The 16,038-nt window shown below is 67.2% G+C and carries 13 protein-coding genes; 5 read left to right on the top strand and 8 right to left on the bottom strand.

Features of this window, described 5'->3' with window-relative positions:
- The first annotated feature begins 48 nt into the window (after positions 1 to 48).
- The gene (locus tag AAYO93_RS19345; protein ID WP_345762819.1) at positions 49 to 2,439 is read left to right on the top strand and encodes a cellulase family glycosylhydrolase; all 2,391 of its coding nucleotides are present in this window, start codon (positions 49 to 51) and stop codon (positions 2,437 to 2,439) included.
- 124 nt (positions 2,440 to 2,563) lie between these two features.
- Here AAYO93_RS19345 and AAYO93_RS19340 read toward each other — a convergent pair whose 3' ends face one another.
- From AAYO93_RS19340 to AAYO93_RS19320, 5 genes are all read right to left on the bottom strand, one after another.
- Positions 2,564 to 4,300, bottom strand: a complete 1,737-nt coding sequence (locus AAYO93_RS19340; protein WP_345762818.1) for an L-aspartate oxidase — start codon at positions 4,298 to 4,300, stop codon at positions 2,564 to 2,566.
- An 11-nt stretch (positions 4,301 to 4,311) separates the two neighbouring features.
- A complete protein-coding gene (locus AAYO93_RS19335; RefSeq protein WP_345762816.1) occupies positions 4,312 to 5,073 on the bottom strand; it encodes an SDR family oxidoreductase in 762 nt (253 codons plus the stop codon).
- Between the two features lie 2 nt (positions 5,074 to 5,075).
- Positions 5,076 to 6,566, bottom strand: coding sequence for a cytochrome bc1 complex cytochrome b subunit (gene qcrB, locus AAYO93_RS19330; RefSeq protein ID WP_345762815.1), 1,491 nt, complete (start codon positions 6,564 to 6,566; stop codon positions 5,076 to 5,078).
- Positions 6,567 to 6,619: 53 nt separating this feature from the next.
- The gene (locus tag AAYO93_RS19325; protein ID WP_345762814.1) at positions 6,620 to 8,974 is read right to left on the bottom strand and encodes an arylsulfatase; all 2,355 of its coding nucleotides are present in this window, start codon (positions 8,972 to 8,974) and stop codon (positions 6,620 to 6,622) included.
- 112 nt (positions 8,975 to 9,086) lie between these two features.
- Positions 9,087 to 9,302 (bottom strand): hypothetical protein, encoded by a 216-nt coding sequence (locus tag AAYO93_RS19320; protein WP_345762813.1) that lies wholly within the window; start codon positions 9,300 to 9,302, stop codon positions 9,087 to 9,089.
- 315 nt (positions 9,303 to 9,617) lie between these two features.
- Here AAYO93_RS19320 and AAYO93_RS19315 point away from each other — a divergent pair, with 315 nt between their 5' ends.
- Complete coding sequence (locus AAYO93_RS19315) at positions 9,618 to 10,355, top strand: hypothetical protein (RefSeq protein ID WP_345762812.1); 738 nt, start codon at positions 9,618 to 9,620, stop codon at positions 10,353 to 10,355.
- On the opposite strand, the gene AAYO93_RS19310 is transcribed toward AAYO93_RS19315, so the two are convergent.
- From AAYO93_RS19310 to AAYO93_RS19300, 3 genes are all read right to left on the bottom strand, one after another.
- The gene (locus AAYO93_RS19310) at positions 10,333 to 13,083 is read right to left on the bottom strand and encodes a cation-translocating P-type ATPase (protein WP_345762811.1); all 2,751 of its coding nucleotides are present in this window, start codon (positions 13,081 to 13,083) and stop codon (positions 10,333 to 10,335) included. The genes AAYO93_RS19315 and AAYO93_RS19310 overlap by 23 nt on opposite strands.
- 25 nt (positions 13,084 to 13,108) lie before the next feature.
- Positions 13,109 to 13,891 carry a polyphosphate kinase 2 gene (gene ppk2, locus AAYO93_RS19305; protein WP_345762810.1) on the bottom strand — a complete coding sequence of 261 codons (783 nt, stop codon included), beginning with the start codon at positions 13,889 to 13,891 and terminating at the stop codon, positions 13,109 to 13,111.
- Positions 13,892 to 13,978: 87 nt separating this feature from the next.
- Positions 13,979 to 14,341, bottom strand: a complete 363-nt coding sequence (locus AAYO93_RS19300; RefSeq protein ID WP_345762809.1) for an L-rhamnose mutarotase — start codon at positions 14,339 to 14,341, stop codon at positions 13,979 to 13,981.
- Positions 14,342 to 14,815: 474 nt separating this feature from the next.
- Here AAYO93_RS19300 and AAYO93_RS19295 point away from each other — a divergent pair, with 474 nt between their 5' ends.
- The 3 genes from AAYO93_RS19295 to AAYO93_RS19285 all read left to right on the top strand — a co-directional run bounded on the left by AAYO93_RS19295 (position 14,816) and on the right by AAYO93_RS19285 (position 16,030).
- The gene (locus tag AAYO93_RS19295; RefSeq protein WP_345762808.1) at positions 14,816 to 15,085 is read left to right on the top strand and encodes a hypothetical protein; all 270 of its coding nucleotides are present in this window, start codon (positions 14,816 to 14,818) and stop codon (positions 15,083 to 15,085) included.
- A gap of 37 nt (positions 15,086 to 15,122) precedes the next feature.
- Complete coding sequence (locus AAYO93_RS19290; RefSeq protein WP_345762807.1) at positions 15,123 to 15,455, top strand: hypothetical protein; 333 nt, start codon at positions 15,123 to 15,125, stop codon at positions 15,453 to 15,455.
- Positions 15,456 to 15,679: 224 nt separating this feature from the next.
- Entirely contained in the window at positions 15,680 to 16,030 is a 351-nt protein-coding gene (locus tag AAYO93_RS19285) for an ArsR/SmtB family transcription factor (RefSeq protein WP_345762806.1), read from the top strand.
- Positions 16,031 to 16,038 lie beyond the last annotated feature (8 nt).

Here is a 16,038-nt window from a genome sequence, read left to right as displayed (position 1 = left end):
CGGCTCGCACAGCAGCTCCCGTCCACGAACTTGTCACGATGGAGTGTCATGAAGTCGGTTCGACGTCCCGCCGTAGCGGTGTCCACCATGCTCGTCCTGGTCATCATCCAGGCGGCCGCAGACCCCACGGGGCTGCTCGCGCTCGTCGGCTGGTCGGGAGCCCAACCGCAGCTCGCGGCAGGACTCTGGCCGTTCGCCCCCTACCTCGTGTTCCTGCCGGTACTGCTCGGAGTCGTCTGGTGGGTCGCGGTTCGCGCAGGCGACCGGTATTGGACGTTGACCGCCGGCCTCACCCTGGCGGTCCTGCTCGCCCAGGCGGCGGCGTGCCTGGTCATGACGTGGAACATCCCCGTCGCCGCGCAAGCCGCCGGCTATGTGGCCGCGAAAGCGGTTCCGGCTGCATTGATCGTCTCGGCGTTCGCCCGCTGGTTCGGGGGCCCGACGAACCGGCAGTCCTTCGCATCCGGTTCGCTCTGGCCGCTGGTCGGCAAACGGCGGGCGGGCGCATCTGCATCCCTCTGGATTCCCGCGGCGATCTTCGCACTGGTCACTCCGCTGCTGGCCGGGGTGTGGTGGACGGGCGCGGCGTATGCGCCGGGTGTCCCCGCGGCCCGACTCGATCGCGGTCCCCTCTCCGTGACCGTCGCCGTGCTGCTCATCGCTGTGGCCACGGGACTGTGCCTGCGCTGGATGCGCTCCCGCGTGCCCGGTGTGCTCGGCGGCTGGCTCGCGGCCCTCGTCGCCGGCGGGGTCGTCGGCATCGTCCAGGCGGCGATCGCATTCGCAGTCGACGGTGGGCTGAACGGCGACCTGTGGCCCCTGATGGCGGCCTACGTCGCGATCGCCGACGGGCTCGCCTTCGGCTCCTGCGTCGGCTGGATCGTCGGTGTTAGTGCTGTCGTCGCAGACCGGATCCGCGAGGGACGATGGATGCGCGTGCCACGACTCGCCGGCCCGGCCGCTGCAGTGATCGCGCTCATCGCGGTGATCGTCGGGGCCAGCCTGTCGGGCACCGGCGTCGTGCCGGCAGAGGCTGCGGGCTCTGACGCGTCCGTCCCGGCCGGCTTCCTCCGCGCCGACGGCCGCATCATCGCCGACGGCCACGGCAACCAGGTGCTCCTCCGTGGCGTGAACGTGAACCAGCTGGTCGACTTCTACCAGCCGAAGGCGGACGTCGCGGCGACCAGGCCGCTCACCGAGGACGACTTCGCGGGCATCGCGGCCCAGGGATTCAACGTAGTGCGCCTCAACCTGTCCTGGTCGGCGCTGGAGCCGGCCCGCGGCAGCTACGACCAGGCGTACCTGGACAAGATCACCGAGGCGGTCGGCTGGGCGAAGCAGCACGGCGTCTACGTCGTGCTCGACATGCACCAGGACGGCTGGTACAACGGAGCGACCCCCGACGGAACCGCGTGCCGGCCCGGAACCGACCCGATGTGGGGCTACGACGGCGCACCCGCGTGGGCCACGCTCACGGATGGCGCGCCGCGCTGCGAGTTCACCGGTCGCGACATCTCGCCGGCCGGCGACCGCGCGTTCGAGAACTTCTACTTCGACCGGGACGGCGTCCAGAGCGCCCTGGTCGCCACCTGGGCGAAGCTGGCCTCGATGTTCGGCGACGACCCGACAGTCGCCGGGTACGACCTGCTCAACGAGCCGGGCTTCGGCGAGACGGCGCCTGTGACGACGTCGTATCTGCTCGGCACGTTCTACGACCACGCGATCTCGGCCATCCGTGCGGCCGGCGCACCCCAGATCGTGTTCGTCGAGCCGAGTATCCTCTGGTCCGGGCTCGGCTTCGACAGCGGCCCGACGCCCGGCTTCACCAGCGACCACAACATCGTGTTCTCCCCGCACCTGTATGCGGAGTCGATCACGATGGACCGTTCGCTCGGCATCCCCGCCATCGTCAGCCTCGACCGCCAGTTCACGCTCGCACAGCGCGTCGCCGACGAGTACAACGCACCGCTCTGGTCGGGAGAGTACGGCTATTGGGGCGACACCAAGGATGTGGATGCGCGACTCACGCGCTACGCGCACGCCGAGGACGCCAACCTGCTCGGAAGCGCCTATTGGGTGTGGAAGCAGGCGTGCGGCGACCCGCAGAACGGTGTCGGCCCGACCGGGAACGGCATCATGGTCCAGGACTGCACGACCGGCGGAGACGGCCCGGCCCGCACGGACCTGCTGCAGATCCTCAGCCGCGCCTACCCCCGCACCGCGCCCGGCACGCTCACGATGCTCGCGGGACAGGATGCGCACATCCTGCTCGCCGGCACGGCCTCGGAGCAGAGCTGCGGGCTGAACGTGTGGGTGCCTGGCACAGCGAAGCCGGACGTGCGCACTAAGGGCATGACGAACGTCGAGACGGCGATGGTGCCTGGCGGCTGGAGCGTGACAGGATGCGCATCCGGGCACTACACGCTCACCACGCGGTAGGCGGGCCGCGGGGGGGCGCCCTGCTGCCCGTGCGCTTGCTGGTGCCGAGTGCGTCAGTTCCGGTCGAGCGCGACAGGCACGCCGGGCACCTTCGACCGGACGTGACGCGCTCGGCGCGCACCGGCTACTCGACCAGCTTGCCGGCCGTCGACACGTCGCGCATCAGCGCGGCGATCTGGTCAGGGATGGGCGGGATCGTCTCGCGGGTGATCTGCCCCGGCCCCGACCACACGAGGTTGACCTGCAGCGACTCGTCGAGCTGCGGATAGTCGGACCGGTTGTGGGCGCCGCGCGTCTCACGGCGCTCGAGTGCCGCTTCGATCGTCGCGCGCGCGGCCAGCACGGCGGCCTTGAGGTCGAAGGCATGCGCGAGGTCCTGGAAGCCGGCGATGTCGGGGTGGACGCCGATGTCGCGCATCCGCTTCTCGATCTCCGCGAGCTCGGCCAGCCCGGCCAGCAAGCCGGCCTCGTCGCGTACGACCCCCGCGTGCTCGGTCATCGTGTTGCGCACGGCTCGCTGCAGTGCGCGCACGTTCTCCGCTCCATCGTTCGCCAGCAGCCCGTCGACCTCCGCCCGCGCCTGCTCCAGTGCGGCCTCCGAACGCTCCTGCCGCGCCAGTCGGGCGGAGTACTCGGCGGCGGTCTCGCCGACGATACGCCCGTAGACGAGCAGCTCGATCAGGGAGTTGCCGCCGAGCCGGTTGGCGCCGTGGAGGCCGCTCGACGCTTCGCCGATCGCGTAGAGTCCCACAACGTCGGTCCGGTGGTCTTCCGGCCGAACCCAGACCCCGCCCATCGAGTAGTGGGCTGTCGGCGCGATCTCGATCGGTTCCCGGGTGATGTCGAGCATCTGCAGCTCGAGGAGCGTCTGGTAGACGCGCGGCAGCCTCTCCATGATGGTCTGCCGCGGCAGGTGCGACACGTCGAGCCACACGCCGCCGTCCGGTGTGCCGCGCCCTTCCTTGATCTCGGTGTACTCGGCCAGGGCAACGCGGTCTCGGGTGGACAACTCCATCCGCTCCGGGTCGTACCGGGACATGAAGCGCTCGCCGAGCGCGTTCCGAAGGATGCCGCCCTCACCTCGCGCAGCTTCGGACACCAGCGTTCCGGCAGCGTTCTCCGGGGCGATCAGCCCTGATGGATGGAACTGCACCAGTTCGGGATCGCGAATGCGGCCACCGGCATCGACCGCGAGCCGCCAGGAATCGCCCGTGTTCTCGTCGCGCCGGGATGAGGTGCGCCGCCAGATGCGGTTGTGCCCGCCGGCCGCGAGGATCACAGCATCCGCGTGGAAGACGTAGCGGGTACCGTCTTCGAGGTCGAAGCCGTAGGCGCCGAAGACCGTGTTGTCCGTCACGAGAAGACGCGTGATGTAGACCGTGTCGAGGACGGGGATGCTCAGCTGCGCCGCCCGGTTCACCAGCGTCCGCTGGATCTCGAGTCCCGTGTAGTCGCCGGCGAATGCAGTGCGGCGATACGTGTGCGCTCCAAAGAACCGCTGTGAGATGCGCCCGTCGTCTTCGCGGGCGAAGGGCATCCCGTAGCTGACGAGATCTTCGATGCCGCGCTCAGCGCCGCGCGTGACGATCTCGACCGTGTGCGGGTTCGCGAGGAAGTAGCTCTCCTTGAGGGTGTCGGCAGCGTGCTGCTGCCAGGAGTCACCGGGGTCCATTGTCGCCAGCGCCGCATTGATGCCGCCGGCCGCGAGCGAGGTGTGGGCGTCCGACTTCGGCCGCTTTCCGACGACCGTCACGTCGCCGCCACGCTCCGCGACCTCGATCGCCGCGCGCAACCCCGAACCTCCGGAGCCGATCACGAGCACCGACGTCGCGATGCGCTTCTCTGCCGGGATCCTTTTCATGGTCGTCTCCCTCATCGTCTCGGTTCGAGCTCTTCGGCGGCGAGCCAGTCCTCGAAGCGTGTGGCGTAGCGCACCGCGAACTTTCCCGGAATGAGCTCGCTCTCGCTCAGCCGCGCGCCGAAGTAGCGGGCGTCGGGATCGGCGACCACCTCGCGCGGGTCGTTGCGGGCCTCGAGACCCTGGCGCACGAGCTCGTCGAGAGTGAACTGCTCGGGACCTGCGATCTCGCGGATGCCGTTCAGCGGCTCGCCGACCGCGGCCTCCGTGACCGCGGTGGCCACATCATCCGCCGCCATCGGCTCGATCTTGACGGGAGCCAGCCGCACGGTAGAACCGTCGGTGGCGGCGTCGGCGATCGACTTCACGAACTCGAAGAACTGGGTGGCATGGATGATCGAATACGGAAGCCCCGACTCTTCGATCAGCTTCTCCTGGGCGATCTTGGCGCGGAAGTAACCGCTCTGGGACAGGCGCTCGGTGCCGACGACCGACAACGCGACGTGGTGACTGACCCCCGCTGCCTTCTCCGCGCTGAGGAGATTCGTGGTCGACCGGGTGAAGAAGTCCAGAACCGCCTCGTCTCCGAACGACGGAGAGTTGGAGACGTCCACGACGACTGCCACGCCCTCGAACGCTGCGGCGAGCCCCTCACCCGTCAGGGTGTCGACTCCGGAAGACGGCGAGGCCGGGACCGCCTCGTGCCCGTGCGCGGTGAGCTTCGCGACGACCCTGGACCCCACGAGTCCTGTTCCGCCGATGACGACGACCTTCATGATCATCCTTTCCCTTCTTCGACACCGTTGACGCCCGCATTCACCAGGCGCCTGCGCTCGCCATCGTCGAGCGGCTGGTGCACTTCGACGTACTCGCCGCCGGGCAGCCGGACGATTCGCCCCGTCTCGTAACCGTGGAGCAGCGTCTCGCGCTCCCTCTTCTGCAGGCCGAGGCAGATGCGGCGGGTGACTGAGAATGCGACGATCGGGCCGAGCACTACTCCAGCTTGGAACATCCCGACGACGCTCTCCACCCCCAACTGGAAAGTTGTGGATAACACGTCGGCGCTCGCCGCTCCCCACAGCACGGCGTAGAAGACCATCCCGGCGACGCCGATGCCGGTGCGGATCGGCATGTTCCGCGGCCGGTCGAGGATGTGGTGGTCCCTGTGGTCGCCCGTGACCCGCTCTTCGATGAACGGGTACAGCAGCACGACCGCCAGGTAGCCGCCGACGACCACGAGCGGGATGAGGACGGCGAGCGTCCAGGTGTGCCCGAGCCACACGAACTCCCAGCCGGGAGGCACCAGCCGGAGTGCCCCGTCGAGGAAGCCCGTGTACCAGTCCGGCTGGCTGCCGGCCGAGGCGTCACCTCCTGACGATGGACCGTAGAGCCAGGATGGGCTGACCGTGACGGTCGCGGACAGCAGGAACAGCATCCCCGCGACCATTGCGAAGAGGCCGCCCGCGCGAACGGCCGCGTTAGGCAGTACCGGGATGCCGACGACCGTGCTCTCGGTCCGGCCGGGCGCCGGGAACTGCGCCGGCCCCTTCACGTACGAATCGCGGATGCGCGCCACCAGCAGCACGATCAGCAGAACCGGCACCAGGGCCACGTGGATCGGGTACAGGTGCTCGATGATCTGCCCGGGGAACTCACCCCCGAACAGCAGGGTGGAGAGCCAGGTGCCGACCACCGGGATCCCGAGCACGATCCCTTCGACGATGCGGAGGCCGGTTCCCGAGAGCATGTCGTCGGGCAGTGCATAGCCGCTCCATCCGCCCACCAGCGCGACGATGAGCAAGGCGAAGAGAAGCACCCAGCCGAGTCGGCGTGGTCGGCGGAACCCGCCCGTGAAGAAGGTGGTGAGCAGCTGCAGTATCAGCGCGGCGGGCAGGAGGAGCGCCGCCCAGTGGTGCGCCTGACGCATGAGCATCCCGCCCTGCACGTCGAACGAGATGTTCAGCGTCGACTGCATCGCCTTCGACATGGTCGCGCCGTCGAGGGGCGCGTAGCTCCCGTGGTAGACGACCGGCGTGCCGGACGGCGCGTAGAAGAACATGAGGAACACGCCCGTGACGAACAGGACGGCGACGCACGCGAGCGAGACGACGCCGAACAGGTTCGTCCAGTGCAGCGCGATGTGACGGTTCCGAAGCTCAGCGGCGAGCGCCGTGAGCCGGCGGCCCGGAGCTGTGCCGATGACGAGTCGTACTGCCCGGTCGGTGAACGATTGGCTGACCTGGTTCCGGTCTGCGGGATTCCTTCGCACGATGTTCTCCTGTCTCATTAGACCGAGACAGGACAGCGACCGCTTTTGTGACATCACTCCCGCATGAGCATCGCCTGCGCCTCGCGCTCGAGGTTGAGGTATGGCTCGCCGCTCACGTCGACGGCCACGCGATGGAGCGTCCCTCCCGTGAACGCCCACGGCTCCCGGCCGGGGTAGTCGCTCGTCACCGGGGCTCCGCTGTCGCGGCCGACCGTCAGGCCCTCGCCGGCGAGCGAGAACTTGCCGGGCTGGGTCGAGATGCGCATGGATCCGACCGGAGTCTCGTTATGGAAGAGGGTGAGCATCCCCGTCGGCATGTGCTGGTCATCCGTGCCGTCCATTTCGAAGGACGCCGACAGGATCAGGTCATCGCCGGTCGGCAGGTCCTCGGTCCCCCGGATGAGCTGCTCTCGCAATCCGACCACATTGTTGACGTAGTGGAGGCGGTTGTCCTTCACATACAGCGCGTGGCCGCCGAAACGGGATCCCTGGGCGAACAGCACTCCCTCGGCCCCGGGCTCCGGGAGGTCGACAAGCGCACCGATGACGAAAGACCGGCCACGGATGACCACCGACTGCGACTCCGGAACCTCGGCGCTGTTCGGGTAATAGGAGTACCGGTCGCGTGAAGCGGACAGCACAGGCCGCGGAGTCATGACGATCTCCATGGCCGAGCGGTCGTCGAGCGGGAAGGCATTGTTGCGGCCCGCCTCGGCGAACCAGAGATTCACGAGTTCACGGAGCTTCGCCGGTTCGTCGTCCGCGAGGTTGTGAAGCTCGGAACGGTCGACGTCGGTGTGGTACAGCTCCCACTCGTCATCGTTGAAGTGACCCCAGCCGCTCAAGGTCGGATGGTTCGTGACGGCCTTCCATCCGTCGTGCCAGATCGCCCGTGAACCGAGCATCGCGTAGAACTGCGTGTGGTGCGTGGTCGGAGCGGAGGCGTCGTCGACGCTGTAGCGCATGCTCACACCGTCGAGGGCGCTCTGCTCGTGGCCTTTGAGTTCGTCGGGCGCGTCGACGCCGAGCGCGTCGAGGATCGTCGGGACGATGTCGACGGCATGGTGGTACTGCGTGCGCAGCTCCCCCTTGGTCGTCGCGCCGGGCAGCGAGATGATGCACGGATCGCTCGTGCCGCCGTTGAACTCGTACCGCTTCCACATCTTGAAGGGCGTGTTGAAAGCCATCGCCCATCCGTTCGGATAGTGGTTGTAGGTCAACGGTCCGCCGAGGTCGTCGAGATAGCGGAGGTTCTCTTCGATGTCGTCCGGGACCCCGTTGACGAACTTCATCTCGTTGACAGACCCGTGCGGGCCGCCCTCGCCGCTCGCGCCGTTGTCGGAGACCACGACGACGATCGTGTTGTCGAGCTCTCCCAGGACGTCGAGGTAGTCGAGGAGTCGCCCGATCTGCGAGTCGGCGTGCGAGAGGAATCCTGCGTACACCTCCGCCATCCGGCTGAAGAGGCGCTTCTCGGCGTCGGCGAGCGAATCCCACGGCCGGGTCTCATCCATCGCAGGGAACGGCAAGCCGTCGGGCCCTGTGCGCGTCTCGGTCGTGCCGATCGGATTGAGCGGCGGAAGCTCCGTGTCGGGCGGCACGATGCCGAGCTCCTTCTGGCGGGCGAGCGTCGTCTCACGGATCGCCTCGTAACCCATGTCGAAGCGGCCCTTGTACCGGTCGGCCCATTCCTTCGGAGCGTGATGGGGGGCGTGCGCCGCACCCGGAGCGTAGTAGAGGAAGAACGGCTTCTCGGGGGCGATCGATTTCGCGTCCCGGATGAACTCCAGCGCCTTGTCGGTGATGTCGACGGAGAAGTGGTATCCCTCCTCGGGGCCCGTGGGCTGCTCGGTCGGGTGGTTGTCGTAGAACAGCTCCGGGTACCACTGGTTCGTCTCGGCGCCGAGGAAGCCGTAGGAGCGCTCGAACCCTCTCCCGCTCGGCCAGTTGCGCCGGGTCGACGCGACGTTCATCTCATCGTCGGGACACAGGTGCCACTTGCCGACCATGTAGGTGTTCCAGCCGCGTTCGCCGAGGATCTCGGAGAGCATCCCGTTCGCCGGCGGAATGGTCCCGCTCGCGTTCGGGAAGCCGATCGCGGCCTCGGTGATGCACGCCATGCTGTTGCGGGTGTGGTTGCGTCCCGTCAGCAGGCACGATCGGGTCGGCGAGCAGAGCGCCGTCGTGTGCCACTGCGTGTACCGGGCTCCCCGGTCTGCCACGCGATCGATGTTCGGTGTCTCGATCGGGCCGCCGTACGCGGACATCGCCGAGAAGCCGACATCGTCGAGGACGATGTAGAGCACGTTCGGAGCGCCGTTCGGCGCCTTTGCGGGCTCGAACGGCGCCCAGTCGGGCTCCGAGTCACGGATGTCGAGGTTGATCCTGCCAGAGAATTGCGTGGTCATGTCGCCGCCTCCGAGTGTGTGGGGATGCTCGGAACGCTAGTTGCGCATCCACGGCATCGCGTCACCCGGTCGGGGTGATCAACCACCCCTGGTTCGACCGCCCGGCCGAGGTTCAGGCCTCAGACGACTCGTCGTTGGCGACCGTCTCGATCCAGTCGACGGCGGCGTCCGACAGGTGCGGGCCGTCGAGGTCGGCAGCCCCGCCCGCCGCCGTCACCTCGGCGATCAGGTCGGTCGGAATCGCATCGCCGTTGTTGTCGATGAGCCACGCGCGCGTCGTCGGCGTCAGCGCGGGCCACCATTGCTCGATCGTTACCGGCTCGTCCATGGTGCGCTCCTCCGGTGGAAGCGGGATGACGTTCCCACGCGTCAGAGCGTATCGCTGTCAACCGCGGAGTCGATGGGTGGTTATCCACAGGTCGGGAAGCGCCATTTCGAGTCTCGGATGCTGTCCCGATAGCCTCGGTAGTGGCGGGAACCACACGATGCGTATGAAGGAACAATGAGATTCGACCCGCCTCCCATCCCGTCAACCGACTGGCCCGCGACTCCTCCCCCGCCCGCGGCGCCCCCGAAGCCCGCACCTCGCGGCGGTCTCGCAATCGCGAGTCTGGTAGTAGGCATAGTTGCGTTCCCTTTCGGGTTGGTGCCGTTCGCGGGCATTGCACTTGGTGTGGCCGGAGTGGTCATCGGCATCATCGCTGTTGTCAGACCGACCCGTCTTGCCCTCAACATCACCGGCATCGCCCTCTCTACAATCGCGATCGTCACCGGCCTCGGCGTGCTCGCCTGGCTCGTACTCTCCGGCCCGGTCGTTTCCGAGCTGAGCAGGCGCGCGATCAACGACATCAACGCGGCCCCGTCCGTGTCTGGCCAGACCATCTCGACCCCCTGCTACAGGTTCGAAGGACCCCGCGACTTCATCAACAACCAGCCGGATTCCGACATCGAGGACTGCTTCACGAAACTCCAGCTGTGGGGCGAGATCGACCCGCAAGGGAACATCCGGAACACCGGCGTCGGCTCCGTTCTCGGCACAATCTCGGTCGAGCCGGTAAACGAATCGACGCGGCAGGAATTGTCTTCAGAGATCGACCTCGATGCCGTGATAGAAACCCTGAACAACGGCTGGCTCCAAGATCTGGGCACTGTGACTAATCTCAAGGAACCGGTCTCCCTCGACGGTGAACCCGCGAATGTCACGCGGATCAAGAGTCCGACCGGTCGCACGAAGACCAAGGCCGCTGTGGTCGGGTTTGCCCCGGATGCGCGCGACACATCCCGGGGAGAGATTCGACTGTTCGTCGTCACCATCACCACTCCGTACGACAACGGCGAGCAGTTGATCGAGGGTGTCGTCACGAGCTGGAAGTGGCGGTAGCCCGTGAGCGGCGCCGCGCGCGCAGGATCACCTTCAGCAGCTCGCCGAGCAGCAGCAGTATGACACCGGGCACGAGGCAGATCCCCCACTGCGTCGCGGTGAGCGGCACAGTGGCGAAGAGCTCCTGCAGCGCCTTCGTCTGGGTGATCAGGATCGACCCGATCACCGCCCAGGCGAAAGCCCAGAGCAGCTTCGGGTTCGAGAACGTCGACGGCCCGAACGCGCTCTCTTCGGGGTACCGCAGGTTCAGCGCGAGGAAGATGTTCATCATCGCGAGGCCCACCATCGCCATCGACTGGCCAAGCTCGAGCGAACCATACGTGGTCTTGCCGATCTGCACGATGATCAGGGTCGCCGCTGCCATGTAGATGCCCGCGCCGAGCAGGCGGAACATCATCGAACGCACGATGATCGGCTGGTTGAACGGTCGCGGCCTGCGGTCCATGATGCCGGGAGTCGCCAGGTCCAGGCCCATGACCGCACCGATCGGAGCCACGATCGCCATGTGGATCCAGAGCACCTGCGCCGGACTCAGCAGCGCAGTCCCGGCGATCGCGAACGCGGACGAGCCGATGAACGCGAGGATGAACATGAACAGGTTCGCGACCTGGATGCGGATGAACTTCTGCAGGTTGTCGTAGACCAGTCGCCCTTCCTTGACGGCGGCGATGATGGTCGCGAAATTATCGTCGGCGAGGATCATCTTGGCCGCACCCTTGGCGACATCCGTGCCGGTGATGCCCATCGCGATGCCGATGTCGGCCGCCGCGATCGCCGGGGCGTCGTTCACGCCGTCGCCGGTCATCGCGACGACGTTGCCTTTGCGTTTCAGCACTTCGACCAGCCGGACCTTGTGCTCAGGAGCCACGCGTGCGATCACGCCGATGCCGTCGACGGCGATGTCCGCTTCCGCGTCGCTCATCGCCGCGAACTCGGCGCCCGTCACCGCGCGGCCCTCGATGCCGAGTTCAGCGGCGATCGCAGCGGCCGTGACCGCGTGGTCTCCGGTGATCATCCTTACGCGGATGCCCGCACGGTGCGCCTCGGAGATCGCGGCCACCGCCTCGGCCCGGGGAGGGTCGACCTCGCCGACCAGGGCCGTCAGCTGGAGATCCTGCATCAGCCCCATCAGGTCGCCGGACGCGTCGAAGGTCGCCGGATCGAACTCCCGCTGCGCGAGCGCGAGCACGCGACGGCCCTGACCGGCGATGCGCTCGTTCTCGGCCAGCACTTTCGCGCGCGTCTCCTCGGAGAGCGGATCGCTGCGCTCAGCGGACATCCGCACCGTCGACGAAAGGCTCAGGAGCACATCCGGAGCACCTTTCACATACGCCCGGATCACCGGCGCGTCACCGGCCCCGGGCATCCGATGGAAGGTCGCCATGAACTTGTAGTCGGAGTCGAACGGAACGGATGCGACGCGCGGGTACGTCTTTCGGAACTCCCGCACATCCACCCCGCCCTTCTCCGCGAGCACAAAGAGCGCGCCCTCGGTCGGATCGCCGATGACCTGGCCGTCCCTGATGTCGGAGTCGTTGCACAGCGCGCACGAGAACATCACGTAGTCCAGATCGCGTTCGGCGTCTCCGTCGGTGAGTTGCACCTGGCCGTCGAAACTGTAGCCCTCGCCGGTGACCGTGTAGTGGTGCTGCACAGTCGTGACTTCGCGCACGGTCATCTGGTTGAGCGTCAGCGTTCCGGTCTTGTCGGAGTTGATCGCCGACGTCGACCCGAGCGTCTCGACCGCGGGCAGCACCTTCATGATGGCGTTCTTCTTCGCCATGTTGACCGACCCGACCGACAGGATGGTCGTGAGAACGGCCGGGAGCGCATCCGGAATCGAGCCCACGGCGAGCGCCACGCCGATCCCGAACAGCACCTCGAACGACTCGCCCTGCACGAGGCCCATCACGACGATGGCGACGAACGCGAACAGCGCCGCGATGATGATGAAGATCGTGAGGCGGTCGACCTGTTTGGTGAGCGGGGTCTTCTCCACTTTCTGCTCGGCCAGCAGGCCGGCGATGTGGCCGACCTCCGACCCCATCCCCGTGGTCGTGACGAGGATCTCACCGTGACCGCGGGTCACATTCGTATTCATGAACGCCATGTCGAGGCGGTCGCCGATCCCCACGTCCGCGCTGTCGATGGTCACCGCATCCTTCTCGACGGCGACGCTCTCGCCTGTCAGCGCTCCTTCCTCGATCTGCAGGGTCGCGGCAAGGATGATCCGCCCGTCGGCCGGGACCCGGTCGCCCGCGTCGACGACCACGATGTCGCCCGGCACGATCTCATCGGCGACGAGCTCGACGATCTCTCCCCCGCGACGCACCTTCGCCGTCGACTTCATCATCTGGCCCAGAGACGCCGCGGCCGCCTCGGCCTTGCCCTCCTGGTGGTAGCCGAGCCACGCGTTGAACAAGGTCAGCAGGAAGAGGCCGACGGCGGTCTTGTACTCGTGGATGATCAGACTGACGCCGGCCGCGACGACGAGAACGATCTGCATATAGTCGCGGTAGTGCTTGAAGAACCGTCGCCAGGTCGGCTCGGCCTTCGTGGCCGCGAGCGCGTTCGGCCCGTACTGCTGGAGCCGCTTCGCGGCCTCGGTGACGCTCAGACCCAGCGCCGGGTCCACCTGCAACCGGGACGCGACCTCCTCGGGGCTGAGCGCGTACCACGCGGCCGTCGGTGCGGCCTGCTTCGATGATGTCGCGGAACTGTCGCTCATGACTTCCTCCTCATCGCAGCACTGCTCAGAACGGGGTCGGGATGCGCCGAACGGCCAGCTCGGGTTCGCGGTAGTCGCCGCGTTTCTGCCGTTTCGGAAGCTCGATGTCGAGGTCGCGCTGCGGCTCGTACGGGATCGTGTCGAGCAGGTGGCTGATGATGTTGAGCCGCCCGCGCTTCTTCACCTCGTTGTCGGCGACGTACCAGGGCGCGAAGTCGGTGTCGCTCGCCTCGAACATCGCATCCCGCGCGCGGGAGTAGTCGTACCAGCGGCTGTAGGACTCGAGGTCGATCGGTGACAGCTTCCACGTCTTGCGCGGGTCAGTGATGCGGCTCTCGAGCCGTCGGGTCTGCTCCTCTTCGCTGACCTCGAGCCAGTACTTGAGCAGGATGATCCCCGAGTCGACCATGGCTTTCTCGAACGCCGGGACCATACGGAGGAACTGCTCGGTCTGCTTCGGCGTGCAGAACCCGAGCACCCGCTCGACCCCGGCACGGTTGTACCAGCTGCGGTCGAAGATGACGACCTCGCCGGCCGCAGGGAAATGCGGCACATAGCGCTGCATGTACATCTGCGACTTCTCGCGGTCGGTCGGCGTCGGCAAGGCCACCACGCGGAAGACGCGCGGGCTCACCCGCTCGACGATCCGCTTGATCGTGCCGCCCTTGCCGGCCGTGTCACGGCCCTCGAACACGATGCAGATCCTGGCGCCGGTCGCCTTCACCCACTCCTGCAGCGAGACCAGCTCACCCTGCAGCTCGGCCATCCGGGCCTCGTACTCTTTTCGGCCCAGCTTCTCCCTCCCCATGGCTGACCTCCCTGTCGGCGCAGGTGGGGACGTCTGGTCCGCGGTGCGGCCGATAGTGCTTACCCAATACCCACGGCCGGTCGGGAGTCAAGGATGCGGCTCAGGCGCTCGGGTCTCCCGGGTCGGCCAGTCGAGATCCCAGATGAGGCGGCCGAGCGGACGGCGCACCTCGGGCGATGCGCCGGAGACGAGGAACCGGTTCGCCTGAGCCAGCCACCACGGGCCTGTCGGATCGGCATCGAGGATCGCATCCATCCGTTCGCGGTCCTCGACCGTGACGCAGTGCGTGAGAACGTCGCCGCGGAGATAGATCTTCCACCCGAGAACGCCTGCGGCGCGAAGCGACCGATCGATCCGGCCCGGCACCGCCCGATGGAACTCTTCATAGGCGGCGGCCGCACCGGGCAGCAGCTGGGTGCACGATTCGTAGTAGTCCGTCGGCTCGGTCATGCGGTCTCCTTCAGGTCGTCGGTAGTCAGCGGGCCGACTGCTGGTCGCGCCAGGCCTAATACTCGAGGCGGGAGTTGCTCGACAGGGGGTAGTAGTCGGAGAGACGCGCACCCTCCTCCAGGCGCAACCGGCTGCGTTCGCGGCGTTTCTGCGGCGCACCGATCGGACGAGCACATCGTGTTCGCACCCGAGCTGCTGTCGGCAGCGACTACTACGCCCTGCAGTTTGGGGATGCGACGGGGGAACTCGCGGAGGAAGGCGACCGTTGGCAGCAGGCCCTGGTGCTCTGCCGTCTCGCCGAGGAGTCGTTCGCGGAAGCGCGCCGCCGAGTGTCGCCGCTCTCGGCGAGATGACCCGGTAGAGCGGCGACCCTCGATCGCACGGGCGACTCTCGGCGATCCTGAAAATTGTTCGAACATACGTTCGAAAGTGTGGTGCAATAGAGACATCAGCCCGAACCGCCAGGAGGTCCCTATGAGCATCGCGCACGCATCCGACATCGTCTCGGTCTGGACCGAGAACGGGCGGCCGACCCGGGTCGTCTGGCGGGGCAACCGCTACGTCGTCACCGATACGCCGACCCCGCTGACGAACCCCGCGATTCACGACGCCCTGACGCACCCGCTCCTCCAGGTGGTGGGCTGGCGCTTCCAGGGGGCGTCGGTCGCCGACGGCGAAGTGCGGATGTTCGACGTCCGCCAGCTCGGAGACGGGCGCTGGGAACTCATCGCCAGCTACCGGTGACGGCCCGGATCCGAGCCGCAGGTTCAGGTGGCGCGTGATGGGAACGAACAAACGGTACGACGTCTACACGCCGAAACTCGCGGACGAAGCGGAGGCGACCCAGCGCAAGCCGCATCCGGTGAGCCTCCCCGACGGGTTGGTACGCACGACGGGCCGCCGGCGGGATGAGCCCCGACCGGTTCCCGTCCGCGCGCTCGTACCGGTCCGGGTGCTCTACGACGACGTCGTCGAGATCGATGCAGAAGCGATCGCCTGGACGCCGGGCGGTGCGGTTCTCATTCGCTATGTGCCCGAGGGTGAGCGGTTTCCCGAGTATGTCTGGTTGTGGTCGAACGCGGTGCGGCGGATCGGGCATCCGAACCCGCCGTAGGGGCCGCGTTGTCGGTCACAGGCCAAGGGGGCGGGGCTGCCGCTTTCGACGGCAGCCCCACCGGTCAGCAGCAGTCCGGCGGGCAGGACCCGTCCGGGAGCGGCTGGCATTCTGCGGTGTCGCAGCATCCACTCATGTTCAACCTCCTTCATCGATGACTGTCGATGTTGTGAAGCTTCTCGTTAAATATTGACGATTGTCAATATATGAATCAGAATCGCTACATGGCGCTCACCGAACTCCTCCCCCTGCGTGACCTGCAGGCCTGCTGCGCGCCGATCACCCGCGACGTGATCAGCCAAGAGAATGCCGCTTCACTCGCCCGCGGGCTCAAGGCGCTGGCCGACCCGTCCCGGCTGCGTCTCCTGTCGATGATCGCCGCCCACGAAGACGGCGAGGCCTGCGTCTGCGACCTCACCGAGCCACTCGGCCTGTCCCAGCCGACGGTCTCGCATCACCTCAAGGTACTGACCCAGGCCGGTTTCATCACCCGCTCGAAGCGCGGCACCTGGGCCTACTTCCGCATCGCTCCCGGCGCGCTCGACACGGTCACCTCGTTCTTCGCGACCGTCTGACCTGCAGC

This window comes from Diaminobutyricibacter sp. McL0608, from assembly GCF_039613825.1.
Lineage (GTDB): Bacteria > Actinomycetota > Actinomycetes > Actinomycetales > Microbacteriaceae > Diaminobutyricibacter.
The sequence above is the reverse complement of the archived record's forward strand: the minus strand, read 5'-3'. Positions and strand labels throughout refer to the sequence as shown.

Excerpts from the sequence above, each read along its gene's own strand:
- AAYO93_RS19345 (WP_345762819.1), top strand. The coding sequence starts at position 49 with ATGAAGTCGGTTCGACGTCCCGCCGTAGCGGTGTCCACCATGCTCGTC.
- AAYO93_RS19340 (WP_345762818.1), bottom strand. The coding sequence starts at position 4,300 with ATGAAAAGGATCCCGGCAGAGAAGCGCATCGCGACGTCGGTGCTCGTG.
- AAYO93_RS19335 (WP_345762816.1), bottom strand. The coding sequence starts at position 5,073 with ATGAAGGTCGTCGTCATCGGCGGAACAGGACTCGTGGGGTCCAGGGTC.
- AAYO93_RS19325 (WP_345762814.1), bottom strand. The coding sequence starts at position 8,974 with ATGACCACGCAATTCTCTGGCAGGATCAACCTCGACATCCGTGACTCG.
- AAYO93_RS19320 (WP_345762813.1), bottom strand. The coding sequence starts at position 9,302 with ATGGACGAGCCGGTAACGATCGAGCAATGGTGGCCCGCGCTGACGCCG.
- AAYO93_RS19310 (WP_345762811.1), bottom strand. The coding sequence starts at position 13,083 with ATGAGCGACAGTTCCGCGACATCATCGAAGCAGGCCGCACCGACGGCC.
- ppk2 (WP_345762810.1), bottom strand. The coding sequence starts at position 13,891 with ATGGGGAGGGAGAAGCTGGGCCGAAAAGAGTACGAGGCCCGGATGGCC.
- AAYO93_RS19300 (WP_345762809.1), bottom strand. The coding sequence starts at position 14,341 with ATGACCGAGCCGACGGACTACTACGAATCGTGCACCCAGCTGCTGCCC.
- AAYO93_RS19295 (WP_345762808.1), top strand. The coding sequence starts at position 14,816 with ATGAGCATCGCGCACGCATCCGACATCGTCTCGGTCTGGACCGAGAAC.
- AAYO93_RS19290 (WP_345762807.1), top strand. The coding sequence starts at position 15,123 with ATGGGAACGAACAAACGGTACGACGTCTACACGCCGAAACTCGCGGAC.
- AAYO93_RS19285 (WP_345762806.1), top strand. The coding sequence starts at position 15,680 with ATGGCGCTCACCGAACTCCTCCCCCTGCGTGACCTGCAGGCCTGCTGC.